The organism is Streptomyces sp. NPDC086554 (genome assembly GCF_040686095.1).
GTDB lineage: Bacteria > Actinomycetota > Actinomycetes > Streptomycetales > Streptomycetaceae > Streptomyces.
The window spans coordinates 1-24,087 of the sequence record NZ_JBFBJK010000021.1; the positions used below are offsets into that span (position 1 = coordinate 1).

Genomic DNA, 24,087 nt, shown 5'->3' on the forward strand with positions numbered 1-24,087 from the left:
GCCCACAAGACCATCGCTCAGCACCCGCCCCGAGCATCCGAATCTGCCCCGCTACCAGCACATATACCCGCCCAAACAGGAACGCAGCACTAGGGGTCAACTACTTATGCTGACGAGTGACGTCGCGCGTACGACGTGCCTACGACTTCAACCCGAAGGTGCTGAGATGACGGAGATCCAACGCCCCGGAGCGCTCTACCAGCAGGTTGCCGCCGCGATCCGGGAAGCGATCCTTTCGGGCGAGTTCGAGCCCGGCGCCCCGCTCCCCTCCGAGGCCCAGCTCATCCAGCGCTACCAGGTCTCCCGCCCGACCGTCCGAAACGCGGTCGCTACTCTGCGGGCGGAGGGCCTGATCGAGGTCCGCCACGGCAAAGGGAGTTTCGTACGCTCCGACGGCCAGCCCGCCGTCACCATCGAGCGCCGTGTCAGCCGTACCGCCAAGGGCCGGTTCACGACGCCGGACGGCTCCGAGTGGGACGAGGCCGAGGTGACCGCATACCGCTCGCGCACCACGAGGGCCACTGGCCAGTTGCTCGGACTCGACACCGAAGAGGACCTGTTCGTCTGTGACCGGCTGCTCGTCGACCCGGCCAGCGGAACGCGTGCCATGCACCGCATGCTGACCCCGTTCGCGATCGCCGCAGACGTCCCGGTCTTCGGCGAGGCGCCAGGACCGACCCTTACGGCCGCGTACGAGATCATGACGCAGGTCGGGCACAAGCTGTGGTGGTCCGAGACGGTCCGCGCCCGCATGCCGCTCCCCGACGAGCGGTCCACACTCCGACTGCCGGACGCGACACCGATCCTGCACGTCGCCCGCGTCACGCACGGCACCAACGACCGCCCCTTGCTCCTCGAAGAACTCCGCACCGGCGCGGACCGTGCCGAACTCGCCTACCGGATCACCGCCGACAAGGAGCCCGCGCGGCGCGGCCGTGCCTGAGAGCCGTAGATCGGTCGAATCTTTCTTCACTTCCTCAAGGGCGCGCCTGCGGCGCGCCGGGCAGCTCGGGCGCCCCGGCCGGGCGTGCGGCGTGGCCGCCGGTCCCGGCCGGTCACCCGGCGCCCTGAACCGCAGCGCGCCCAAGGAGTCGAGACGTCGCCCGGACGGCTCGGGCAGGGGCCCGCGTGGCTGGTGGTCGACGGCCTCCGAGACTTTAGGCAGCTCCCATGGGGCGAGCCTCGAAGAACAGGGGGCCAATCGGGCACACCAGCGGGCAGGTCCAGTACCTGCCCGATTCGCCGGGCGAGCGTAAGGCCCCCTGTTCACTCGCCCCATGGCAGCTACCGCCCAAAGTCTCTGCGGCCGGCGACGTGCCCACGCGCGGCGCTCACCAGCGAAAACCCGCCTCACGCCGCACCACCGTCGCCGTCCGCGACCACGTCCAGGAGCCCGGCGAGCCGCCCCACCGCGTCCGGCCACCCCGCCACCCTCACGAGCCCGCGCCCGACCTCATCCGTCGACGCGACCGCCCGCACCTGCGACAGCTCGAACCCTGCTCCGAGGAGCACTCGGTTCAGCCGGTCCGCAGCCTCCCGCGCATCACGCCAGCCCGCTACGTAGTCGACGCCGGACACCCACAGACCGAAGTCCGCGCCCGCGACACCAAGACCGTCGCTCACCCAGTCCTCACCCGCGCCAGTCACCCTGTCCACCTCAGCCCCTGATCTAGGTAACGGATCATCAACTTCCTTGTACTTGGGCCGAAATGCAGCACAGCGGTCCCCGGTACCATCAGGCACCGGGGACCGCTGCGTCCCCTGCCGGGCCACCCCGGTTGCTTCCCGGCGCGGGGGTGGTCCGGTCTCGGTATTCGGTTGTGAAGCGCGGTCCCTCTTACGGGAGGGGAGCCCCCGGAGTGAGACGAGGGACCGCGCCCCTTGCGGCCGAAGTGGTCGACTCGGCCGCGCCGCCGGTACGTCGTCCACCTCCCGATCGCGTGGGAGCCCACGTAGGACGAAGAACCGGACGCCTCTACGTCGCCGCGTCGAGGTCGAAGCGGCACCACACGGTCTTGCCGCCCAGTTCGTTGGACGACCACCACACCGCGTCGGCCAGCTGCTGAACGATCAGCAGCCCGCGCCCACGGTCCGGCAGCAGAGCTTCCGCGAACTCGCCCACCAATTCCGGCGAGACGAACTCACCTGCCGGAAGATCAGGCGGGGACGAGTCCTCATCCACAACACCGATGAACAGCCAGTCCGGCCACACCTTCACGAGTACATCGACGCGTCGAGCGCCACCGGGTTGCGACAGGCAGTCGTCCGGCACCGCGTGGTGCACGACGTTGCCGACCAGCTCCGAGACGACGAGCCGGACGTCATCGACCATGTGGCCAAGTCCCCAGTCCTGGAGGCAGGACCGCACCATGTCGCGTGCGGCGCGCACCGTTCCCGTGGACTCAGCGAAGAGCGTCAGCGCCCGAAAGTGGCCGATCGACGAATCGTGCACCGCATCGTGCGGCGTGGCCGCCACCGGGGTGTTCGCTCTGGCTTTGCTCTGCCGAGCATCCATCGCGTCCCCTCCCGACTGCCGACAGGCCCTGTAGCCCGTCGTTCCGTGCCAGACAGTGAACGATGCGGGCGAGCACACCGGGAGCGTTCACCAGGGGGTTCACGTGAACACCGGCAAATGCAAAGGGGGTTCACCAATGAACCCCCTGATGTCCGTGGGCTGTGCCACGATGAATATTCGCCGTCATTCTCGGGTTGGCAGGGGAGCATGAGCCGAGAGCCGAACGCGCAGTTGATCGCAGTCATGGACGAAGCGAAGGTCTCGAACAAAGGCCTCGCGAAACGCATGCGGGACGCCGCCGAACAACGCGGTAGGAATCTCGGCACGACGCACGTCTCCGTGCAACGGTGGCGCGACGGCGCTGGCATCCAGCCACAGACGGCGGCCATCGCGGCGGATGTCCTCACCGCCAAACTGGGCCGCCGCATCACCCCCGGCGATCTCGGATTCTTCGGCCCGCCGGAGCCGTCGGCACCGCAGCAGATCGGCTATCCCGGCACCGTGCCCGATGTGCTGTCGATGCTGGACGGCTTGGCCGAAGAGCGACCTGAGACACCGTCGAGCGGACAACTGATCATCGCGGACGCCGATCTCAGCTCCGCCGTCCTGTCATGGATGGTTGCCCGCCCCGACGGCATCCAGGCTGACAGGCCCGCCTCCCAACGCGTCGGCATGCGTGACGTCAAGGCGATCCGCACAGCCGCCGACATGTTCATGCAGCTCGACTTTAAGTTCGGCGGCGGCCACGGCCACAAGGCCCTGCGCCACTACTTCCGCCACGAGGTCTTACCGCTGCTCAGCACCAGCTACAGCGAGCGAGTAGGCACGGCCCTGTTCGGCGCCGCATCCGAGATCTCGCAGCTCCTGGCATGGACCGCGTACGACTCCGGGAACCACCGCCTCGCGCACCGCTACCTGACATCCACCCTGCGTCTGTCCCAGGTCATCGACGACCGCATGTTCGGCGCCCGCATTCTGGGCAACCTCAGCCACCAGGCCAACTACCTGGGCAACCACGCCCAGTCCATCCAGCTTGCCCGCGCCGCCGTCGAGGGCGCCAAGGGGAAGGCCACACCGCGCGCCATGGCGATGTACTCGGCCATGGAAGCCCGCGCGTTCTCCAACGCTGGCGACTCAATCGGCGCAGGCCGCGCCATGAACGAGGCAGAACGTCACTTCGAGCGTGCCGACACAGCCGAAGACCCCGAGTGGATCAGCTACTTCGACTCCGCGGAACTGATGGGCGAGCTTTGCCACTGTTTCCGTGACCTCAAGATGCGCCGGGAATCCGTCGAGCACGCACAACGCGCAGTGAACGACACCGACCCGAAGTACGCCCGTACCCTGGGGTTCTGCCGCATGGTGCTCGCCCAAAGCCAGCTACTCAACGGTGAGCTGGAGGCAGCTGTCACCACCGCAAGCCTGGCGGTCGAGGGGGGCGACTCCCTCCAGTCTGCTCGTTTCCAGCGCTACGTCACCGACTTCCAGGCGGAGGTCAGCGCCCATGCAGCCAATCCGGCCGTGGCCGCCTTCAACGACCAAGTGCACGACGCTCTCGCCTGCCTGGAGGACGAGTAACGGCACCTACCAGGCGCCATCAGGACGCCAGTCCCTAGGCCCATCGTCGTTCCGCAGCCCTGCGATGCGCCGCCGGTACTCAGCCGCGGTCGCTTCGTCCTCCCGCACGTTCTGCATCAGCCACGTCGTCATGCCGAACTCTTGCAGGCCCCGCAGCGTCTCGTACCCCTCCCAGTCGTACAGGTCCCGCCCGTACGCGGCCACGAAGTCGGCGTACTGCTCGTTGGTCTGCCACCCAAGGCTGTGGTGCTCTACGGAGGTCACCATCAGGTCCCACTCAGGGTGATCGAAACAGAAGGCCTCGAAGTCGATCAGGATCACCTGCCCTTGATCATTCACCATGAGGTTCTGCACGTGGGCATCGCCGTGAACGGGCCCCTTTGGCGTCTCGAACCGCAGCTCCGCGTACTTGTCGCGCAGTTCCCGCCACCGCTTCCGAAGGAACGTCTTGTCATCCTCCGGGACAACGGCCCGGTTGAGCCGCAGCTCCTGCTTGTCGAAGGGCTCGAACGACGGCAGTTGAAGACCACCTGGGACCGACAGGGAGTGAAGATCCCGCAGGATGCCACCCAGCTCCCCATACGTGGCTTTCCGGTCCCCCTCAACGATCAGATGCCAGAACGTCACGGGGTGACCGTCGATCAAGACCGGCTGCTCTAGGTCCTCAATTACCCGCGCCGCCGGGAACCCTTCGCCTCCCAGCCACCGCGAGACAGCCACTTCGGTCCGCGCCTTCGGTAGCCATTCCTCCCCCCGGGCCACGCGCACGATCACCGGCGCGGAGGCCAGCCGAAACAGCGCGTTCTCCCCGAGGCGGATCAGCTCCGCGCCCCTGTCGTCAAGCCCCGCAGCCCGGCACGCGGCGCCCATGACCCGCGTCGCTCCCGCCGACGTAAACCCCTCTGCCGAACCCCAAGCAGCGTCAACCGCCATGCCCGAACCAGCTCCCCTAGTCGCGCGCGATCAACCGACGCACGCCTACGGGTGACCAACCCAGCGCCGCCGGACACGCCCTCGACGGTATCGGGGGAAGGGCAACGAAACGAGGGGCGGTTAGCTCGGCGCAGTCTTGCGGTGCTGCTGTGCTCTCGGAGGCTGGTCAGCGAGGGCGCACGCTGCCTTGGCATCGGCAGCTATCGCGTCATCAAGTCAACCTGCTCAGTTGCTGGTAGTGCGGTTGAAGCTGGTGATGTTGAGTTTGACGCCCTTTACGCTCTTGAGCGTGGTGGGGTACTCACCCCGGGTGGTCTGGCCGGGCTGCACGTTGGTATCAAGTTGAGAGCCGTTCGCCAGTCGGGTGCCGCTGGCATCGACCGCCTCCCAATCCCATGAGTAGTTGGACTTCTCACTGCTGCTGTTCTTGATCGTCCAAACGAGCCAGATATTGGTGAGCCCGGCTTCTGAGCGGTCGTCTAGCTGGAAGCTGATTAGGTCCGCTCGTTCGCCCTGGGGTTCCTGCGGCGTCTTCTCGGTGACGGTGTCAGTAGGCGCAGGCGTCGTGCCATCGTCGTCACCCCCCACCGCGATCACCAGCACAACCACGACAATGACGATCACCACGGCCAGGGCGCCAGCGCACCCCCAGAGACAGGCACGACCCCGCTGCTTCTTCTGCGGCGGCCCAGCGGGAGACGCCCACTGCCCAGAAGCGGGACGGTCATCACCCGGTGTCCCCTGCCGAGGACCGCTCGGTGGGGGCCCGCCCTCAGGCGGCTCACTCACTGGCATGGTGCCTCCTCCGTAGCGGACATCACCACGCTACGAAGCCAGGAGAAGCCTCGCGAACTGAGAGCCGCCGCTCAGGTGACAGCCGACCGGCTGGCTTGGTGGCGGTCTCGCTGGAATCACAAGAAGCGCGACAGCCGCTCCCGTTGATCCCGGAGAACACAGACGTGCCCCGCACCGAACGACGGTGCGGGGCACGCACCGACAAGCAACATCGGCTAACGCCGTGAGTCGAGTCGCCCAGCTACACGTCAGGCTCGCGACTCCCTATGAACCGCGAGCCCGTCCAGTGCTGTCTACTCAGTCCGCCATAGGCAGGTAGACACGATTCCCGCTCGCCGCGAACTCCTTCGACTTCTGGAGCATCCCCTCAGCGACCTCCTCAGCAGTCGCCTCCGCAGCCGCAGTCCCGCCGAACTGCTCTGTGATGCTTTGGCTAATCTTCATGCTGCAGAACTTCGGCCCGCACATCGAGCAGAAGTGCGCCGTCTTCGCGGGCTCGGCGGGCAGCGTCTCGTCGTGGAACTCCCGTGCGGTGACCGGGTCGAGGGCCAGGTTGAACTGGTCCTCCCAGCGGAACTCGAAGCGCGCGTCCGAGAGCGCGTCGTCCCAGTCCTGCGCGCCCGGGTGCCCCTTGGCGAGGTCCGCCGCGTGCGCCGCGATCTTGTACGTGATCACGCCCGTCTTCACGTCGTCCCTGTTCGGCAGGCCCAGGTGTTCCTTGGGCGTGACGTAGCAGAGCATCGCCGTGCCCCACCAGCCGATCATCGCGGCGCCGATGCCGGAAGTGATGTGGTCGTAGGCGGGTGCGATGTCCGTGGTCAGCGGGCCGAGCGTGTAGAACGGCGCCTCCTCGCAGATCTCCTGCTGGAGGTCGATGTTCTCCTTGATCTTGTGCATCGGGACGTGACCGGGGCCCTCGATCATTGTCTGTACGTTGTGACGCTTGGCGATCGTGTTGAGTTCCCCGAGGGTCTTCAACTCGGCGAACTGCGCCTCGTCGTTGGCGTCCGCGATCGAACCGGGCCGCAGGCCGTCGCCGAGCGAGTACGTCACGTCGTACGCCGCGAGGATCTCGCAGAGCTCCTCGAAGTTCTCGTAGAGGAAGCTCTCCTTGTGGTGCGCCAGGCACCAGGCGGCCATGATCGAGCCGCCGCGCGAGACGATGCCGGTCTTACGGCGCGCGGTGAGCGGGACATACGGAAGGCGCACACCCGCGTGCACCGTCATGTAGTCCACGCCCTGCTCGGCCTGCTCGATGACCGTGTCCTTGTAGATCTCCCAGGTCAGCGCCTCGGCCTGGCCGTCGACCTTCTCCAGGGCCTGGTAGAGCGGCACGGTGCCGATGGGGACGGGGGAGTTGCGCAGGACCCACTCGCGGGTGGTGTGGATGTTGCGGCCGGTGGACAGGTCCATGACCGTGTCGGCGCCCCACTTGGTGGCCCAGGTCATCTTGTCCACCTCCTCCTCGATGGAGGACGTGACCGCGGAGTTGCCGATGTTGGCGTTCACCTTCACCAGGAACTTCTTGCCGATGATCATCGGCTCGATCTCCGGGTGGTTGACGTTGGCCGGGATCACCGCGCGGCCCGCGGCGACCTCCGCGCGCACGACCTCGGGGTCGAGGTTCTCGCGGATCCCGATGAACTCCATCTCGGGCGTGATCTCGCCGCGACGCGCGTACGCGAGCTGCGTGACCGCCTGGCCCTGACGGCCGCGGCGCGGCTGGCGGGGGCGGCCGGGGAAGACCGCGTCGAGGTTCTTCAGCCCGCCGCGGGGCGAGGTGTGCTTGATGCCGTCGTCCTCGGGACGGGGCGGGCGGCCCACGTACTCCTCGGTGTCGCCGCGGGCGATGATCCAGTTCTCGCGGAGGGGTGCGAGACCCCTGCGGACGTCGGTGTCGATGGACTCGTCGGTGTACGGCCCCGAAGTGTCGTACAGGGTCACGGCCTTGCCATTGGTGAGGTGCACCTGGCGGACCGGCACGCGCAGATCGGGGCGTGAGCCCTCGACGTACGCCTTGTGCCAGCCGATGGACTTCCCTGCCTCGTCGCTCTGGTTCTGCGTCGAGGCAGGCGTGCGTGCGTCCGATGTGGTCATGAGACCTACTCCCTACGCCGGCATTACCCGGTAACAGGTTCGGCGGTCGACGCAGCGGATTCCGTACTGCTCCGGCACGGTTCGTGCCGTTTCGTACGGAGGTCAGCGCCCTCTCAGCCCGGTGCTCCGAGCTCCCGCGTTTGCAAAGGTGCCCCCACGCTAGCGTCATATCGGGCGCGCTGAACAGAGGGCCCCCTCCGTTCTTGCGATGATCGGGCAGTGACCACCACAGAGCCGCCGCCCCGCCCGCCGTCCGAGCCGCCCTCCGAGCCGCCGTCTCAGCCGCCCTTCTCGAACCCGCCCGGGGGCGGGCATGGAGGCGGTGACGGGCACGGGGGCGGGGGCGGGCATGGGCACTCGCACAGCCACGGCCCGGCGGCGCCCGTCTCCAAGCATCTGCGCAAGGTCATCGCCGCGGTGCTGATTCCTTTCGCCACCGCGGTCGTCGTGGGTCTCGTCGTGCTCTGGCCCGGCGGTGCGCCGGGCCATGAGCGCACCGGGGTCGGCTTCGACCGGCAGACCGAGTCGGCGACGGTGACGAAGGTGCAGGAGCTGCCCTGCAAGGACGTGAACGCCTCGCAGCCGCCGCCCACCGGGGACACCTCCACCGCCGAGGGCCAGACCGCGCAGTCGCGCGCGGAGGGCATGTGCAAGAAGGCGACGGTCGAGGTGACCAGCGGCAAGGACAAGGGGCGCACGTTCACCGAGATCGTCCAGCCGGACTCGCCTCGGCAGCTGAGCGAGGGCCAGCAGGTGGTGGTCGCCTATGAGCCCAAGGCCCCGGAGGCGCTGCAGTACTCGGTCACCGATGTGGACCGCAAGGTCCCCATGGCGCTGCTCGCCGGGATCTTCGCCCTCGTCGTCGTCCTGGTGGGGCGGATGCGCGGCGTCATGGCTCTGGTGGCGCTGGCGTTGAGCTTCCTCATCCTGACCTTCTTCATCCTGCCCGCGATCCTGCAGGGTTCGAATCCGCTGGTGGTGGCGGTGGTCGGGGCCAGCGCGATCATGCTGATCGCGCTCTACCTGTGCCACGGACTCACGGCCCGTACGTCGGTCGCGGTGCTCGGCACGCTGATCTCGCTCCTCCTCATCGGGCTGCTCGGCTCGTTCTTCATCGGCTGGGCATCGCTGAGCGGCAACACGGACGACAACACCGGCCTGATCCACGGCCTTTATCCGGATATCGACATGAGCGGTCTGCTGCTCGCGGGCGTCATCATCGGCTCGCTCGGTGTCCTCGACGACGTGACCGTCACGCAGACCTCGGCGGTCTGGGAACTGCACCAGGCCAACCCGACGATGGGCTGGCGCGGCCTCTACCGTGCGGGCATCCGCATCGGCCGCGACCACATCGCCTCGGTGGTCAACACCCTGGTCCTGGCGTACGCCGGCGCCGCGCTGCCGCTGCTCCTGCTCTTCTCGATCGCGCAGAGCAGCGTGGGCACGGTGGCCAACAGCGAGCTGGTGGCCGAGGAGATCGTGCGCACCCTGATCGGCTCGATCGGCCTGGTCGCCTCGGTCCCGGTGACGACGGCACTGGCCGCCCTGGTCGTCTCGGCCGACCGCACCGGAGGCACCGCCCCTGCGTCGGCCACCCCGGCTCCCTCGGCTCCCGCTGCCGCCAAGCAGCGCCGCGGCGGAGGCGGGGGCCGACGCCGCAAGCGGTGAGCGGTGGCAGTGAGCGGCGAGCGGCGAGCGGTGAGCGGTGAGCCGGGATACAGGAACCGGGAGCTGGTCGGCGCCGAGCCCCCAGGGCAATGCCGCGAAATGCACCAATCTGCCATCCGGCTGTGCCCGTTGCCCCCAGAGGTCAGCCCGCGCTCTGCTCCTCCGCGAGGATCCGGTCCAACGCCTCGTCCAGGTGCGTCTCGAAGTCGGCGAGCGCCCGCTCCTGCCCGAGCGGCACCAACTTGTCCGTACGGTCGAGGAACGCGAGCAGCGGCGGGATCCCCACCCGGAACAACGCCTGGTCACCGCCGACCTGAAGCCTGATGAGGACCTCATCGAGCAGCTCGGGATCGGTGGGCGCGATGCGCACATCCCCGTCGCCGCACGCCCTGCCCACCCCGTCGATCAACAACTCCCGCCCGAACGCCCAGGTCACAGGAGCGTCGCCGGGGAGATGGAAGGTCAGCCGGACGGCATAGGGATCTCCGGTCTCGTAGCGCAGCTCCACCGGAATGCGAAACGACAGCTCCTCGGAAACAAGGAAGCTCATCATGACCTCTGCCTGTACCGACTCTCGCTCGCGCATCGCCCGCCTACCCCGTCGCTAAACCTCGACTGGCCAGGAACCAACTCCCTGACACCCATGGCATCTTGCTTAACGTACACATCAGATCACAAGGAGTGAGTTTTCAGATGCTGATAGAGAAGGCGAGTGTCCCTAGTAGCTTTCCGATCTCATTCTGCAACCTGTCGGCTGCGGGCAGTAGTCGGTCGGCTTGATAGGCGGGAACGGAAATCGCCATCGTGGCAGCCGTGTTGCCCGCCGTGATCGGAATGGCGGCGCAGACCGTTCCCAGCGCGTACTCCTGCCGCTCCACCACGGGTTTCATCCGACCCATCGCGTCCAGGCGGCGCAGGAAGCTCCGGTTGTCACGGACCGAGTACCGCGTGATCGACTGCACCGGGTGACGGTCGAGATGGTCCTTGCGCTGCTCGTCGTCGAGTTGGCCGAGCAGGCACTGTCCGATCGCATGGGCATGACCGGTCTCGCGGAAGTCCGCCCACTCTTCGACGGCCGGATTCCCGGGCGTGTCCGCGACGGCCACGATCTCGATCTCGCCCTCGCGGTAGACGGCGAAATAGACCGGTACGCCGATGGCGTCGCGCCAGTGCGCCAAGGCCTCGCTGATCATGCCGCGACGATTCTGCCGCGCCCCACTCGCGCTCAGCCGCTCGGCGGCCTCGCCGAGCACGAACAGGCCCTTCTCCCGGCGCAGATAGCCTTCGTGCGTCAGGGTGCGCAGCAGGTGATAGGCCGTGGGAAGCGCGAGCCCCGACTCACGGGCCAACTGCTTGGCGGGCGCCCCGCCCTCATGCGCGGCGGCTGCCTCCAGCAGACGCGTCGCCCGCTGCACGGAGCCGATGAGGGTCGGCGGGGCGGCAGTTGAGGGTGCGGCGGCGTCGACGGTGGCCAAGGTTCACTCCCGAAGCGCGTGGGGTGTCTGCCCGTGCCCGGGGTCACACGGGAGGAAGCGCATTGCGCCCGCGCGCGGAGCGGACCCCGCGCCGGATTTCGGACTCTAATCGCTGGACACCGACCCGAGACCCCTTGCGGGGAAACTTCCCCCGCCCGAGGGAACTGTTGCCGGAAGTCACCAATCGCTGCGTGACGAGGCCGAGCCCGATATGAACTTCCGTACGACGTAGATGAGTCCACCGACCAGCGCGACGAAAATCAGTGCCTTGAACAACAGGCCGACGACGAATCCGACAACGGTCGCTATCACGCTGCCGAACACGACCAGGGCGATGACCGGCACCGCGATCCACTTCACCCACCACGGCAATCCCGAGAAGAACTCCTGTGCTGCCATCGTCCTTACCTCTCTGCTCGTCTTTGCATCTCCGCATCTCTGCGTCTCTGCATCCTTGACTTCCTGCATTCGATGCTAGGGCGGCGAAGGCCTCGACGGGGGCCTCGGATCCCTTGTCCTCCCCTGATCCGTCCCTTAGGGAACCCCGAGGTCCCGGCCCCGAGAAGTCAGCCCTGCGACGGAGCGGATCAGCCTTCCGGCGACGGGAATCAGCCCTCCGGCGGCGAGAAGACGACCAGGACGCGCAGGTCCTCGCTGATGTGGTGGAACTTGTGGGCCACGCCCGCGGGCACGTACACGACACTGCCCCGCGCGACCTGGGTGGTCTCCATGCCGACGGTGATCGATGCCCGACCGCTGACGATCATGTACACCTCGTCCTGCTGGTGGGGCAGTTGGGGGTCGGACTCCCCGGCATCGAGCGCGTACAGCCCGACCGACATGTTCCGCTCACGCAGAAACTGCAGATACGCACCGTCGTTCGCGGCGCGCTCCGCCTCCAGCTCGTCCAGTCGGAATGCCTTCATCGTCCGTGTACGCCCCTCGCCACTGATCGCGGGCCGACCGCTCCGGCCCTACGTCTGCCACGATCAGACACATGAAGAATTTCGTAGTCAAGACGATCGCCAACGCGGCGGCCCTGGCCGTCGCCGTATGGCTGCTCGACAAGATCACTCTGACCGGCGACAGCACGGGCAAGAAGGCCGGCACGCTGATCGTCGTCGCCCTGCTCTTCGGCCTGGTGAACTTCCTGGTCAAGCCGATCGTGAAGGTCCTCACCTTCCCGCTGTTCATCCTGACCCTGGGTCTGATCACCCTCGTGGTCAACGCCCTGATGCTGCTGCTCACGTCGTGGCTGGCCGACAAGTTCGACGTGAGTTTCCACGTCGACGGGTTCTGGACCGCCGTCCTGGGCGGCCTGATCATCTCGGTCGTGTCCTGGGCGATGAACGTTGTCCTGCCCGACGACAAGGACTGAGCCCGCCCGATGCCCCTGCCCTTCTCCGTGTGTTTCGTCTGCACCGGCAACATCTGCCGGTCGCCCATCGCCGAGTCCGTCTTCCGCGCGCGGGTCGACGAGGCCGGACTCGGCGGCCTGGTCCGGGTGGAGAGCGCGGGCACCGACGGCTGGCACGAGGGAGACGGCGCCGACCCGCGCACCGTCTCCGTCCTGGAGGCAGCCGGTTACGAGAGCGATCATGTGGCGCGGCGCTTCCAGGTCTCCTGGTTCCCGCGCCTCGATCTGGTGATCGCCCTGGACGCCGGCCACCTGCGTGCGCTGCGCCATCTCGCGCCGACTTCCGCGGACGCGGACAAGGTGCGGCTGCTGCGCTCGTACGACCCCGCCGCCACCGGCCTGGACGTCCCCGACCCGTACTACGGCGACGACGACGGCTTCGACGCGTGCCTGAGAATGGTGGAGGCGGCGAGCGACGGTCTCCTCGACGCCGTACGCGAAGCGATGGAAGGGCGGGCGGCATGACGGATTCCGCACGAACCGCGGGAGCAGCCGCAGGAACGGACTCACGAACGGGCTCAGGGATCGGCGACGGCACGAGAGCAGTGCGGGCCGGTCTCCCCGAGCCGGTGAAACACGAGCCGACGCTGCCGGGCCCGGTCTTCGCGGCGCACTTCCACCTGCCGGGCGACCCCACGGGGCCGTACACCTACGGGCGCGACGAGAACCCGACCTGGACGCTCCTGGAGCGCGCCATCGGCGAGCTGGAGGCGCCGAGTTCCGGCGACGACGTCGAAACCCTGGTCTTCGCCTCCGGGATGGCCGCGATCTCCGCGGTGCTCTTCTCGCAGCTGCGCGCCGGCGACGTGGTGGTCATGCCGGACGACGGCTACCAAGCGCTGCCCCTGGTCCACGAGCAGCTCGCCGCGTACGGCATCGAGGTGCGCACCGCCCCGACCGGCGGTGACGCCCAGCTCGACGTCCTGGACGGCGCGAAGCTGCTGTGGATCGAGACCCCCTCCAACCCGGGCCTCGACGTGTGCGACGTGCGGCGCCTCGCCGACGCGGCACACGCGCGTGGCGCCCTGGTCGCGGTCGACAACACCCTGGCCACGCCGCTGGGCCAGCGTCCCCTGGACCTCGGCGCCGACTTCTCCGTGGCCAGCGGCACCAAGCAGCTCACGGGTCACGGCGACATCCTTCTGGGGTACGTCGCCTGCCGCGACGCCGATTTGGCCGCGTCCGTGAAGCGCTGGCGCAAGATCGTCGGGGCGATTCCGGGCCCGATGGAGGCCTGGCTCGCGCACCGCTCGCTCGCCACGCTCCAACTGCGCGCCGAGCGGCAGAACGCCAATGCCCTGGCCGTCGCCGAGGCCCTGCGCGGCCGCGCCGAGGTCACCGGCCTTCGCTATCCGGGGCTGTCCGACGATCCCTCGCACAAGATCGCCTCGCAGCAGATGCGGCGCTTCGGGTGCGTGGTCTCGTTCACTCTGCCCTCACGCGCGCGTGCCGACCGTTTTCTCGACGCGCTGCGCCTGGTGGACGACGCGACGAGCTTCGGCGGCGTACGGTCCACCGCCGAGCGGCGCGGCCGCTGGGGCGGGGACGCGGTCGCCGAGGGCTTCGTCCGCTTCTCCGCCGGCGCAGAGGATCCCGAGGATCTGGTGGCGGACGTGCTGCGGGCACTCGTCGAAACAGACGAGGCGGCCGCGTCCGCAGAGCCGGCGAACTGACCGGTTCCGGTGCTCCTGCCGGCCCCCGGCTAGTACCCCGCTACGCACAACGAACGGCCCGAGCCTCCCCCCTCGTGGCTCGGACCGTCCCGGTTCTGCGCGCGAAGAACCGCGCGAACAAGGCTAGTTGACTCTGTGTCAGTGTCCAATCACAGTAGCGACAGAGACCTATCGACATATTTATAGTTGGGCGCGGCCCAGGGGCCTGGAGGGGAGGGCGCTGCCATGGATCTGGCCCTGCTGCGCACCTTTGTCACCGTGCACCGGGCCGGCTCCTTTACGCGCGCCGCCGCCCTGCTCGGCCTGTCGCAGCCCGCCGTGACGTCCCAGATACGCACCCTCGAACGGCAATTGGGCCGCCCCCTGTTCCTGCGCCAGGCGCGCGGCGTGACCCCCACGACCATCGGGGACGAACTCGCCCACAAGGCCGCCCCACATCTCGACGCCCTGGTGGAGATCGCCGAGACCGGGCTCGACGAGGATTCTTCGGTACGCACGCTCCACCTCGCGGGGCCGCCGGAGTTCACGGCCGCCCTGGCGCTGCCCGCCCTCACCGCGCTGACGGGGCAGGACGGCCAGGGCTTCGCGCTGCGCGCCTCGTTCGGCAACGCGGAGGAGGTCCTCGAAGGGCTCTCCGCGGGGCACCACGATCTGGCCATCACCACGGCCCGGCCCCGCGGCGCCCTGCTCACCGCGACACCGCTCTGCGACGAGGAGCATGTCCTGGTCGCGGGCCCACGCTGGGCCGCCCGTATCGGCCCCGGGAAGCTGCGGCGGAAGGGCGCGTCCGCCCTCGAGAACCTGCCGGTGGTCGAGGTGCACGAGTCGCTGCCGCTGGTCGCCCGCTACTGGGCCGCCGTCTTCGACACCCGTCCGGCGGCATCGGGCGCCGTCATCGTGCCCGACCTGCGGGCGGTGCTCGCCTGCGCCGCCTCCGGTGCGGGCCTCGCCGTACTGCCGCGCTATCTGTGCGCGCCCGCCCTGGAAAGTGGCGAGGTCGTGGCCCTGCACGACCCGGCGGTGCCCCCGCTGCGCACCTATTTCCTCGTCGTACGCACCGGCACGCTGGCCATGCCGCACATCGCGCGGGCGCACGAGTGGCTGCTGCGTGCTGCCGTCGACTGGGCTTGAGGGGGTCTCCGTCTGGTTCGCGATGTTTCACGTGGAACAGTCCGGGCCACATTTCTCCCATGACCGTCCGACCCGTGGTCAAGCGCACCGCACGCGCCGTTCTGCTCGATGGCGACGACCTGATCCTGATCAAGCGGACCAAGCCCGGCGTCGATCCGTACTGGGTCACTCCGGGCGGCGGCGTGGAGGCGGAGGACGCGACCGTCGTCGACGCGCTCCATCGCGAGGTTCACGAAGAGCTCGGCGCCAAGATCTGCGACGTGGTGCCCTGCTTCGTGGACACCGTCGAGCACATCGGCGAGGACGGCGGCGCGACCGGTGTGAAGGTGCAGCACTTCTTCGTCTGCCGCCTGGAGTCCATGGACGCCTCCCTGCGGCACGGCCCCGAGGTGGAGAAGCCGTGCGGCGAGTACGAGATCGTCCACGTGCCCTTCACCCGCGTCGGGATCGCCTCGGTCCATCTCGTACCGCTGTCTCTGCGGCACTACCTGGACGGCAACATCGAGGGCGTACGCGCGATGCACGCGCCTGATCTGGGCTGATCTCCTGGGGCTCAGTCGCCCGCGGCCACCAGTTCCTCGACGGAGTCGTGGCGGATCCGGCCGGCCGGGATGCCTACGTCACGCAAGGCGTCCACACCGCTGCGGATCATGCCGGGCGGACCCGAGAGGTAGGCGTCGTACTCGTTCCAGGGTCCGTACTCGCGCACGGCGTCCGGGAACTGCGCGTGGTCGTCGACGACGGGGCGGACCGCGAGCCAGGGATGGGTCTTCTGGAGCCGCAGCATCGTGTCGATGTCGTACAGGTCGTGGTCGGTGCGGGCGCCGTAGAAGACCTCCACGGGCCGGCGTTCGCCGTGCTCGGCGACGTCCTCGACGAGCGCCTTGATGGGGGCGATGCCGGTGCCGCCGCCCAGACAGAGCAGTCCGCTGTCGGTGGTGTGGTCGACCGTCATCGAACCGGCGGGCGGGCCGAGCCGCATGACGTCACCGGGGCGGGCGTGGTGCACCAGGGCGTTGGACACCCAGCCCGCGGGGACGGCCTTCACATGGAACGAGAGCAGCCCGTCGGAGCGCGGCGCCGAAGCGAACGAGTAGTGCCGCCAGATCCGCGGCCACCAGGGCGTCTCCATGCTCGTGTACTGCCCGGCGAGGAAGGGATAGGGCTGGTCGGGCCGGACGGTGACGACAGCGATGTCAGACGTTCTGAGGTCGTGCGAGACGACCTCGGCGAACCACCAGGCGGGGGCGCGCAGTTCGTCCGCGGCCGCCGCGTCGATCATGACCTGGGAGATCGTCGTGTACGTCCGGACCCAGGCGGCTTCGGTCTCGTCGTCCCAGACCGCGCTCGCGTACCGGCTGAGCGAGCCGATCAGGCACTCGCCGACCGCCGGATAGTGCTCGGGCTGCGTCCCGTACTTGCGGTGGCCGCGGCCGAGGTTCTTCAGATACGCGACGAGCACAGCGGTGTTGTCGATGTGCTCGGCCGCGGTCAGCAGCGCCTTCAGGAGCCGGTCGCGCTGGGTGTCCATCGCGGCCGGGAAGAGGGGCCGCAGATCGGGGTGCCGGGTGAAGAGCAGCGCGTAGAAGTACGAGGTCACCTTGTCGGCCACGGGGCCGATCTCGGCCATGGTGCGCTGCACGAGGATCGCGTCGGGGGATCCCTGGGGGGAGGGCTCGGGCCTCGGCTGCGGCTGATTCCTCGCCTGCGGCTCAGGCCTTGCCTGCGGCTCGGGGCTCGACTGCGGCTCGGGCCTTGCCTGCGGCTGGAGTTGTGGCTCGGGCTGCGGCGTGGCTTCCGGCCTCTGGCGCGGTTCCGGCACACGCTCCAGGCGAGGCTCCGGACGGGGTGCCTCCGTGGCCGTTCCCACCGCGTCCCGGACGGGCTCCCGCTGCTCGGGGGCGGCCGCTATTCGCTCCTCGGTCACGGGCCGGGGCCCGGAGTCGCGTGCGGGCTCCACGGGCGCGGCGGGTTCCGCTGCGGGGGACGCGGGGACAGGCCCCGCGGCGGGCCTGTTCAGGGGGCGTATCGACGCCACACGGCGGCCCTCGGGGGCCTCGGACTCATCGGCCGCGGGACGCGACGCCTCGCCGTCCTCCGGGCGCTGCGGCGCCTTGCGTGGGGTGAACCAGCCGCCTCCACCCCCGTCGTCGCCGGAAGTGCCGTTGCCCGCCGACGTGGTGGTCGGAGAGTCCATGCTGTGCCTCGCCTCGAACATCTCTCAGTCGGTCCGCGCACTTCCCTGTAGGAAGCTGCTTGCTTTCCCCGCTCCGTCTCGCCGCCCCGTGTGCCCGCATTGAACCTCGGATTCCGGGCCCTACGGACAAGTAGGGAGGGAATGTGACATTGGCCGCAGTCATCTCCCCCGCAGCGTCCCATCCATCGCCATCGCGCCGGCCGCATAACCGAAAGTTCAGGTCTTCGATCTCTTCGCCCCGTTAGGCTGCGTCGACCTCCGCCCGTGCCCCCCAGGGGTGCGCAGAGATACACCCGGCACGAACCGGAGTCGACCATACCGGCAGCCGTCCGGCGCACAAGTCCGCCTTCCTTCACTTGGAATTCAGCAGACCACGCCTGCCAATTGCCCCAATTACCGGGCGCGGCGCACCAATTCATACGCCTTACGCAGATCCCGCCCGACATAAGAGTGGGTAGCGAGCCCAACCAGCCACTGATCCGCATTGACGGCGACCAAAACCGGCACCGCCCCCAACAAGTCAAGGTCCGAGCGCGAGTCGCCATATGCGATGCAATCGGACCCGCCCACCCCGAACTCTTCACAGAGCCGGTCCGCGATCTTCACCTTGGCGGCGGCATTGAGAATGCCCGAAGGCGTGGCACGTACGCCGAGGCTAGTAGCCACGGTTACTCCCGCTGTCAGACGCCTTCGGCCGCCGTTCCCGGCACCGTGTTTCACGTGAAACTAAGCCGCCCCGCCCGCCGGGGAACCCTCGTCGTCCACGTAGCCGCCGCCGCGGGCTGGCTCGGGCTCACGCTCGGGCTGCTCGCGCTCGCCTTCGCCGCCATCACCACGGATTCCGCCGCGACCACCGAAGCCGCCGCCCGTTCCATGAAGCTCTTCGCGGACTGGCTGGTGCTCCCCCTGGCCCTGCTCACGCTGCTGAGCGGTCTGCTGCTCTCCCTCGGAACACCTTGGGGACTCGCCAGGCACCGCTGGGTCTATACGAAGTTCTGGCTGACCCTGGCCACCACCGCCCTATCGGCCTTCGCGCTGCGTCCGGGCATCAACGACACCGTCGCCACCGTGGCCGCGGGCTCCCCGGTGACGGATCCGACCGACCTGATCGCCGGGCCCGTCGTCTCCCTGAGCGCCTATCTCTTCATGACGGTCGTCTCGGTGCTCAAGCCCTGGGGTCTGACCCGCCGTGGCCGGAAGCAACGTGGCCGGAACCAGCGTGCTTCTGCCCACAAACCGGTGGACGCCAGGGACGTGCGTCAGACAGCCTGACCCGAGTGTCGACACCTTCCCTCTCCGCACTGCCCATCCGCCGGCTGACCCTCCGCGACGTCACCGCCTGCGCCGACCTCTCCCAGGACCGGGGCTGGCCACGCGAGGACCACAAATGGGGGCTGCTGCTCTCGGCCGGTACGGGCCACGGCATCGACGACCCCGACGGCAGCGGCCTCATCGCCGCCTGCGTGGTGACCGAGTACGGGCCACAGGAACGCCCGGGCCTCGGAGCGATCGGCATGGTCCTCGTCGCCGAGCGGCACGCACGACAGGGCATCGGCCGCCGCCTCATGCGCCAGATCGTCGAAGAGGCCGGCACCACCCCGCTCACCCTCCACGCGACGCCGAACGGCCGCCCTCTCTATGAGGAGCTCGGTTTCAAGACGACCGGCCGCGCCGAGATGGTCCGCGGCCGGTTCACCGCTGACGGCCCGCTGCCCGATGTCGCCACCCGGCCGGCCACCGCCGAGGACCTGACCGCGATCCTCCGGCTCGACCACGAGGTCTTCGGGCTCGACCGAACGCACATGATCACCCGCCTTCCGGCCTTCGTGGACCAGCTGCGGGTCGCGGAGGCGGATGGCGAGATCACCGGTTACGCGGGCGCCTGGCCGAACATGGAGACCCACGTCATCGGCCCGCTGATCGCCCGCGACACGGACACGGCGAAGGCCCTCATCGGCTCCCTCGCCGCCGGCTCGGACCGACCGCTGCGCACCGACATCGACGTACGCCATGAAGAGCTGCTCGCCTGGGTGAAGGAACGCGGTCTGGAGTCCGTCGCCTTCAACGCCGTGATGACGTACGGCATCCCCGAGCTGCCCGGCGACTGGTCGCGTCGCTTCGCGCCGCTGACGGTGGCGGCCGGCTGAGCGGCGAGTACGCGGCCACCGCACGGTGACGTACTACGCGAGGGCCTCCACGGCCGCCGTCGCGAAACCGTAGTCCTGCTCGGGCGCTCCGCCGCCGACGCCGATGGCGCCGATCAGTCGGCCGTCGCGGTGGACCGGGATGCCGCCCGCGATGAAGAGCAGCGGCCGGTCGAGGGCGGTGGGCAGGGTGTGGAAGGGGCCGTCGGGCTTGACCAGGTCGACGAGGTCGGCGGTCGGGGCGTTGAGCTGAAGGGCCGTGTACGCCTTGCGGGTGCTGGTCTCTCCGGAGATCAGCACGGCCCGGTCGTCGCGCCGGAAGGCCAGCAGGTGGCCGCCCGCGTCGAGGACTGTGACGCTGACCGTGACACCGGCGGCCTCGGCCGCGCGGTGGGCCGTGGAGACGAGCGCTTCGGCGTCCTGGATGGTCAGCGGGGCGACAGCGGTGGCGGTGGTGCTCATGGGGTTCTTCTCCTTGTGCGGTGGTGCTTGTGCGGGGGGGTATGGGGGGTGGGGTCAGTGGTGGACGGGTGTCGGCTGCTCCAGCGGGGCCGCTCCCGCAACGACCAGGCTCGGGGCGGACGAGCGGCGCTCGAGGACCGCCGAGAGGACGGCCAGGACGAGCGCGGAGCCCGCGAGGACCGCGCCCACCCAGTTCGGGGCGGTGTAGCCGAGGCCGGCGGAGATCACGATGCCGCCGAGCCAGGCCGAGAGGGCGTTGCCGAGGTTGAAGGCGCCGATGTTCACGGCCGAGGCGAGTGCGGGCGCGCCGGAGGCCTGGTCGAGCACCCGCTTCTGCAGCGGTGGCACGGTCGCGAAGCCCAGGGCGCCGATCAGGGCGATGGTCACGGCTGCCGCGATCTTGTTGTGCGCGGTGAAGGTGAAGAGGGCGAGCACGACGGCCAGCGCACTCAGCGAGATGTAGAGCAGCGGCATCAGCGCGCGGTCCGCGAACTTCCCGCCGATCAGGTTGCCCGCGACCATGCCGAGGCCGAAGAGGACGAGCAGCCAGGTCACGGAGGAGTCCGCGTAGCCCGCGACGTCCGTCATCATCGGCGCGAGGTAGGTGACGGCCGCGAAGACACCGCCGAAGCCGAGGATCGTCATCGCCATGGCGAGCAGTACTTGTACGTTGCGGAACGCGGCCAGCTCGTGGCGCAGCCGTACGCCCTGGGGCTTGGGCAGGTCCGGCACCAGCTTGGCGATGCCCGCGAGGCCGATGACGCCGAGCCCGGCGACGATGGCGAAGGTGATCCGCCAGCCGAGGGTCTGCCCGACGAGCGTGCCGAGCGGCACACCGACCACATTGGCCACGGTGAGGCCCGTGAACATCATGGCGATCGCTCCGGCCTTCTTCTCCGGTGCGACCAGTTCGGCCGCGACGACCGAACCGATGCCGAAGAAGGCGCCATGGGCGAGCGAGGCGACGACGCGGCCCGCCAGCATCACGCCGAAGACCGGGGCCACGGCGGAGAGCAGATTGCCCGCGATGAACAGGCCCATCAGGATCATCAGCATCCGCTTGCGCGAGATTCGGGTGCCGAGGACGGTCATCAGGGGAGCGCCGAGGACGACGCCGAGTGCGTAGCCGGTGACGAGGAGACCGGCCGTGGGGATGGAGACGCCGAAGTCACCCGCGACCTCAGGGAGCAGTCCCATGATCACGAACTCTGTGGTCCCGATTCCGAAGGCCCCGATCGCGAGGGCCAGTAGCGCGAGAGGCATGGTTCTACCTTCCAAGACGATTGCAGGTGCGCTTAGCTTGCGTCCACAATAGTTGCAGACGCGGGTTACTTGCAACCGCTGGATATTGCGTACGTGCACTATCCTGGTTTCAGCCGCTCCGGGACGGAGGAACAAGAGCCATGACAGCGACGGACCCCGCACTGACCGCCCTTGCGCAGGGCTGGTGCGCGCTCTCCCTGCTCCACGGGAAGATCGAGACCCACATCGAGCGCGCCCTGCAGGCCGAGCACGGCCTGAGCGTGCGCGAGTACTCCCTGCTCGACGTCCTCAGCAGGCAGCACGACGGAGAGGGCGGCCACCTGCAGATGAAGCAGGTCGCCGACGCCGTCGTGCTCAGCCAGAGCGCCACCACACGCCTGGTCACCCGGCTCGAGGACCGCGGGCTGCTCGCCCGCTATCTGTGCCCGACCGACCGCCGGGGCATCTACACGGACGTCAGCGAATCGGGCGCCGCGCTGCTCGCCGAGGCGCGTCCCACCAATGACACCGCGCTGCGCGAGGCGCTCGACGCGGCGGCACTGGAACCGGAGCTCGCGCCGCTGGTCAGGGCAGTGGAAGCGGTGCGCGTACCGGCGTAAGGACTGACCGACCGGCAGGTGGCCGCATAGGCTGCGGCTCATGGGAGATCTTGAGATACGCCCGGCCGTGGCCGACGACATCCCCGCCATCGTGGAGATGCTCGCCGATGACTCGCTGGGCAACAATCGCGAGTCGCCGGACGACCTCACGCCGTACCTCGCCGCGTACGAGCGACTGGCCGGCCATCCGAACCAGCACCAGGTCGTCGCCGTACGCGAAGGACGCGTCGTCGGCACCCTTCAGCTCACGATCATTCACGGGCTGTCCCGGAAGGGGGCCACCCGGTCGATCATCGAGGCCGTACGCATCCACGCCGATGAGCGCGGCAGCGGCCTCGGCACCCGCTTCATCGAGTGGGCCATCGAGGAATCCCGGCGCCAGAACTGCCAGTTGGTGCAGCTGACCTCCGACGCCACTCGCACCGATGCCCACCGCTTCTACGAGCGGCTCGGGTTCACGGCATCGCATGTGGGCTTCAAGCTGCAGCTCTGACACTGCCATTGATGTGTCGTACCGGTGGGGGGGGGGGGGGGGTGGGGGTGGGCGCGCCGCACCCCGCGGCGCGCGGGGGGTTGGTGGCCGGCCGGCGCCGCCGGGCGGGAGCGGCGGCCCCGAGGTGCTGCTGTCTGTCACCATCCCCCTTCTATTCAACCCCTTGCTTGTGGTCGCCCGGTTGGGCGTTGTTTGTCCCTTCCCACCCCCCCCCCCCACCGGGCTCCTATGGGAGAAGTCCCACCGAGCTCCTACCGGGGAAGTCCGCGCCACCCCTCCGGGTCCACCCCGCCCGGCACGGGAGCACCCGTGTCGTACGGCTCCCGCGTGAAGAAGAACGAGCCGAGGTCGAGATGGCTCACCGACCCGTCCGGCCGCCGCACCGCCCGCAGGATCTCCCCCGCGAAGTAGCCGTCGAGCCCGGTCCAGGTGCCGTCGCCGTTCGGCCGGAACCGCGAGCCTCGGCCGCCACCGGCGAGGGGCGCAAGCCCGACCGCCCCATCGGCCGCCGGCCGCAGCACGAAGGTGTTCGTCCCCCAGTGCCAGGGCCCCGCAAGCTCCAGCAGGGCCTCATCCAGCTCGGGCAGCGGCCGCCACGCCTCGGGGATGCGTGGCTCGGCCTCGGCGACGATCAGGAGCAGCTCGGCGGCCAGCGACGTCACGGCGGGACCGGAGGTGCAGTTGGTCAGCGTGACCGCCACCAGACCGTCCTCCTCGATCGCCCACAGCCCGGCCATGAATCCCGGCAGCGAGCCCCCGTGCCCGACCAGGGTGCGTCCGTCCACCCGGAGGACTTGCGCACCGAGCCCGTACGTCGAGTTCCAGTCCCCCGGCGGCGTGGGCGCTGCCGGAGTCCTCATCTCCCGTACCGAATCGGCGGACAGGACACGGTCGTCGCCCGCCAGGAGGAAGGCACCGAAGCGGGCCAGATCCGCGGTCGTGGACCACAGCTGTCCGGCCGGTGCCATGAGGCCCAGGTCCTCTGCGGGTTCGGGCATCATCACGTCCGCCCAGGGATGGACGGCCCAGCCGCCCGCGTGCGGCGCCTGCGGCTGTGCGCTCGTACGGTCCAGGCCCAGCGGCTCCAGGATCTCGCGGCGCAGCACGGCTTCCCAGGAATCGCCCCGCAGCGCCTCGATCAGCGAACCGAGCAGCGTATAGCCGGGGTTGGAGTAGTGGAACCGGCGACCGGTGGGGTGCTTGAAAGGCTGCTCGCCGAGTACGTCCTCCAGCTCGGGGCGCTGAGAACCCGGCGTACGCTCCCACCACTCCCCGGGGGTCTCGGCCGCCAACCCGCTGGTGTGCGCGAGCAGTTCCGCAATGGTGACGTCGCCCGCGGCCGTGCCCGGAAGGTGCTTCTCCAGGGGATCGGAGAGGTCAAGGGCGCCCTCGTCGCGCAGCCGCATCACCAGGACGGCGGTGAAGGTCTTGGTGATCGAGCCGATGCGGTACTGGACGTTCTCGTCCGGCGCGTGTCCCTCGACGCAGGTGCGGCCCTCGGTCCACACCAACTCGCCGTCCCTGAGCACCGAGGCGACGAGCGAGGGAGCCCGGCCCTCCGCCTGAGCGGTGGCGACGCGGTGCAGCAAGGCTCGGCGGGTGGTGGGCAGCAGCTCTTCACGGGGTGATGTCATGGCCCTAGTCCAC

25 protein-coding genes, 1 pseudogene and 1 riboswitch are annotated in these 24,087 nt (G+C 69.0%); of the genes and pseudogenes, 12 read left to right on the top strand and 14 right to left on the bottom strand.

Annotated features, from left to right (window positions below; genetic code table 11):
* The first annotated feature begins 166 nt into the window (after positions 1-166).
* Positions 167-943 (top strand): GntR family transcriptional regulator, encoded by a 777-nt coding sequence (locus AB0O76_RS30420; RefSeq protein ID WP_365497446.1) that lies wholly within the window; start codon positions 167-169, stop codon positions 941-943.
* A 407-nt stretch (positions 944-1,350) separates the two neighbouring features.
* Here AB0O76_RS30420 and AB0O76_RS30425 read toward each other — a convergent pair whose 3' ends face one another.
* A complete protein-coding gene (locus AB0O76_RS30425; protein ID WP_365497834.1) occupies positions 1,351-1,647 on the bottom strand; it encodes a hypothetical protein in 297 nt (98 codons plus the stop codon).
* 328 nt (positions 1,648-1,975) lie between these two features.
* Complete coding sequence (locus AB0O76_RS30430; RefSeq protein ID WP_365497448.1) at positions 1,976-2,515, bottom strand: ATP-binding protein; 540 nt, start codon at positions 2,513-2,515, stop codon at positions 1,976-1,978.
* Positions 2,516-2,722: 207 nt separating this feature from the next.
* On the opposite strand from AB0O76_RS30430, the gene AB0O76_RS30435 reads away from it, so the two are divergent.
* Positions 2,723-4,093, top strand: a complete 1,371-nt coding sequence (locus AB0O76_RS30435; RefSeq protein WP_365497450.1) for a sporulation protein — start codon at positions 2,723-2,725, stop codon at positions 4,091-4,093.
* A 6-nt stretch (positions 4,094-4,099) separates the two neighbouring features.
* Here the strand turns inward: AB0O76_RS30435 and AB0O76_RS30440 are convergent, their stop codons facing one another.
* From AB0O76_RS30440 to thiC, 3 genes are all read right to left on the bottom strand, one after another.
* A complete protein-coding gene (locus AB0O76_RS30440) occupies positions 4,100-5,026 on the bottom strand; it encodes an aminoglycoside phosphotransferase family protein (protein ID WP_365497452.1) in 927 nt (308 codons plus the stop codon).
* Positions 5,027-5,251: 225 nt separating this feature from the next.
* Positions 5,252-5,650 (bottom strand): hypothetical protein, encoded by a 399-nt coding sequence (locus AB0O76_RS30445; protein WP_365497454.1) that lies wholly within the window; start codon positions 5,648-5,650, stop codon positions 5,252-5,254.
* Positions 5,651-6,118: 468 nt separating this feature from the next.
* A complete protein-coding gene (thiC, locus tag AB0O76_RS30450) occupies positions 6,119-7,918 on the bottom strand; it encodes a phosphomethylpyrimidine synthase ThiC (RefSeq protein WP_365497456.1) in 1,800 nt (599 codons plus the stop codon).
* Positions 7,911-8,066, bottom strand: a riboswitch (TPP riboswitch). Its footprint overlaps the gene before it by 8 nt.
* Positions 8,067-8,137: 71 nt before the next feature.
* Between thiC and AB0O76_RS30455 the strand changes: the two genes are divergently transcribed.
* Complete coding sequence (locus AB0O76_RS30455; protein ID WP_365497458.1) at positions 8,138-9,586, top strand: YibE/F family protein; 1,449 nt, start codon at positions 8,138-8,140, stop codon at positions 9,584-9,586.
* 142 nt (positions 9,587-9,728) lie between these two features.
* Here the strand turns inward: AB0O76_RS30455 and AB0O76_RS30460 are convergent, their stop codons facing one another.
* The 4 genes from AB0O76_RS30460 to AB0O76_RS30475 all read right to left on the bottom strand — a co-directional run bounded on the left by AB0O76_RS30460 (position 9,729) and on the right by AB0O76_RS30475 (position 11,987).
* Positions 9,729-10,172, bottom strand: a complete 444-nt coding sequence (locus AB0O76_RS30460) for an SsgA family sporulation/cell division regulator (protein WP_365497460.1) — start codon at positions 10,170-10,172, stop codon at positions 9,729-9,731.
* A 103-nt stretch (positions 10,173-10,275) separates the two neighbouring features.
* On the bottom strand, positions 10,276-11,001 hold the full coding sequence (locus tag AB0O76_RS30465) for an IclR family transcriptional regulator C-terminal domain-containing protein (protein WP_365497837.1): 726 nt from the start codon (positions 10,999-11,001) through the stop codon (positions 10,276-10,278).
* Between the two features lie 237 nt (positions 11,002-11,238).
* Positions 11,239-11,460, bottom strand: coding sequence for a DUF5326 family protein (locus AB0O76_RS30470; protein WP_365497462.1), 222 nt, complete (start codon positions 11,458-11,460; stop codon positions 11,239-11,241).
* 209 nt (positions 11,461-11,669) lie between these two features.
* Positions 11,670-11,987 carry a cupin domain-containing protein gene (locus AB0O76_RS30475; protein WP_266864536.1) on the bottom strand — a complete coding sequence of 106 codons (318 nt, stop codon included), beginning with the start codon at positions 11,985-11,987 and terminating at the stop codon, positions 11,670-11,672.
* A 71-nt stretch (positions 11,988-12,058) separates the two neighbouring features.
* Here AB0O76_RS30475 and AB0O76_RS30480 point away from each other — a divergent pair, with 71 nt between their 5' ends.
* From AB0O76_RS30480 to AB0O76_RS30500, 5 genes are all read left to right on the top strand, one after another.
* Complete coding sequence (locus tag AB0O76_RS30480; RefSeq protein ID WP_365497464.1) at positions 12,059-12,439, top strand: phage holin family protein; 381 nt, start codon at positions 12,059-12,061, stop codon at positions 12,437-12,439.
* A 15-nt stretch (positions 12,440-12,454) separates the two neighbouring features.
* Entirely contained in the window at positions 12,455-12,943 is a 489-nt protein-coding gene (locus tag AB0O76_RS30485; RefSeq protein ID WP_365497840.1) for a low molecular weight protein-tyrosine-phosphatase, read from the top strand.
* Entirely contained in the window at positions 12,940-14,151 is a 1,212-nt protein-coding gene (locus tag AB0O76_RS30490) for a cystathionine gamma-lyase (RefSeq protein ID WP_365497466.1), read from the top strand. The genes AB0O76_RS30485 and AB0O76_RS30490 overlap by 4 nt, the downstream gene beginning before the upstream one ends.
* Before the next feature lie 225 nt (positions 14,152-14,376).
* On the top strand, positions 14,377-15,282 hold the full coding sequence (locus AB0O76_RS30495) for a LysR family transcriptional regulator (protein ID WP_360777123.1): 906 nt from the start codon (positions 14,377-14,379) through the stop codon (positions 15,280-15,282).
* Between the two features lie 59 nt (positions 15,283-15,341).
* Complete coding sequence (locus tag AB0O76_RS30500) at positions 15,342-15,824, top strand: NUDIX hydrolase (protein ID WP_365497468.1); 483 nt, start codon at positions 15,342-15,344, stop codon at positions 15,822-15,824.
* An 11-nt stretch (positions 15,825-15,835) separates the two neighbouring features.
* On the opposite strand, the gene AB0O76_RS30505 is transcribed toward AB0O76_RS30500, so the two are convergent.
* On the bottom strand, positions 15,836-17,479 hold the full coding sequence (locus AB0O76_RS30505; RefSeq protein WP_365497470.1) for a globin domain-containing protein: 1,644 nt from the start codon (positions 17,477-17,479) through the stop codon (positions 15,836-15,838).
* Positions 17,480-17,872: 393 nt separating this feature from the next.
* Positions 17,873-18,115, bottom strand: a pseudogene (locus tag AB0O76_RS30510) (hydrolase); the annotation flags it as partial.
* 84 nt (positions 18,116-18,199) lie between these two features.
* On the opposite strand from AB0O76_RS30510, the gene AB0O76_RS30515 reads away from it, so the two are divergent.
* Positions 18,200-18,751, top strand: coding sequence for a DUF2269 domain-containing protein (locus AB0O76_RS30515; protein WP_365497472.1), 552 nt, complete (start codon positions 18,200-18,202; stop codon positions 18,749-18,751).
* A 5-nt stretch (positions 18,752-18,756) separates the two neighbouring features.
* A complete protein-coding gene (locus AB0O76_RS30520) occupies positions 18,757-19,626 on the top strand; it encodes a GNAT family N-acetyltransferase (RefSeq protein WP_365497474.1) in 870 nt (289 codons plus the stop codon).
* Between the two features lie 33 nt (positions 19,627-19,659).
* On the opposite strand, the gene AB0O76_RS30525 is transcribed toward AB0O76_RS30520, so the two are convergent.
* Positions 19,660-20,085, bottom strand: a complete 426-nt coding sequence (locus tag AB0O76_RS30525) for a heme-binding protein (protein WP_365497476.1) — start codon at positions 20,083-20,085, stop codon at positions 19,660-19,662.
* 54 nt (positions 20,086-20,139) lie between these two features.
* Positions 20,140-21,348, bottom strand: a complete 1,209-nt coding sequence (locus AB0O76_RS30530) for an MFS transporter (RefSeq protein ID WP_365497478.1) — start codon at positions 21,346-21,348, stop codon at positions 20,140-20,142.
* A 140-nt stretch (positions 21,349-21,488) separates the two neighbouring features.
* Between AB0O76_RS30530 and AB0O76_RS30535 the strand changes: the two genes are divergently transcribed.
* Both AB0O76_RS30535 and AB0O76_RS30540 read left to right on the top strand, forming a co-directional pair.
* Positions 21,489-21,947 carry a MarR family transcriptional regulator gene (locus tag AB0O76_RS30535; protein ID WP_365497480.1) on the top strand — a complete coding sequence of 153 codons (459 nt, stop codon included), beginning with the start codon at positions 21,489-21,491 and terminating at the stop codon, positions 21,945-21,947.
* A 40-nt stretch (positions 21,948-21,987) separates the two neighbouring features.
* Positions 21,988-22,440, top strand: coding sequence for a GNAT family N-acetyltransferase (locus AB0O76_RS30540; protein WP_365497482.1), 453 nt, complete (start codon positions 21,988-21,990; stop codon positions 22,438-22,440).
* Positions 22,441-22,691: 251 nt separating this feature from the next.
* Here the strand turns inward: AB0O76_RS30540 and AB0O76_RS30545 are convergent, their stop codons facing one another.
* Positions 22,692-24,074 carry a serine hydrolase domain-containing protein gene (locus AB0O76_RS30545; protein ID WP_365497484.1) on the bottom strand — a complete coding sequence of 461 codons (1,383 nt, stop codon included), beginning with the start codon at positions 24,072-24,074 and terminating at the stop codon, positions 22,692-22,694.
* Positions 24,075-24,087 lie beyond the last annotated feature (13 nt).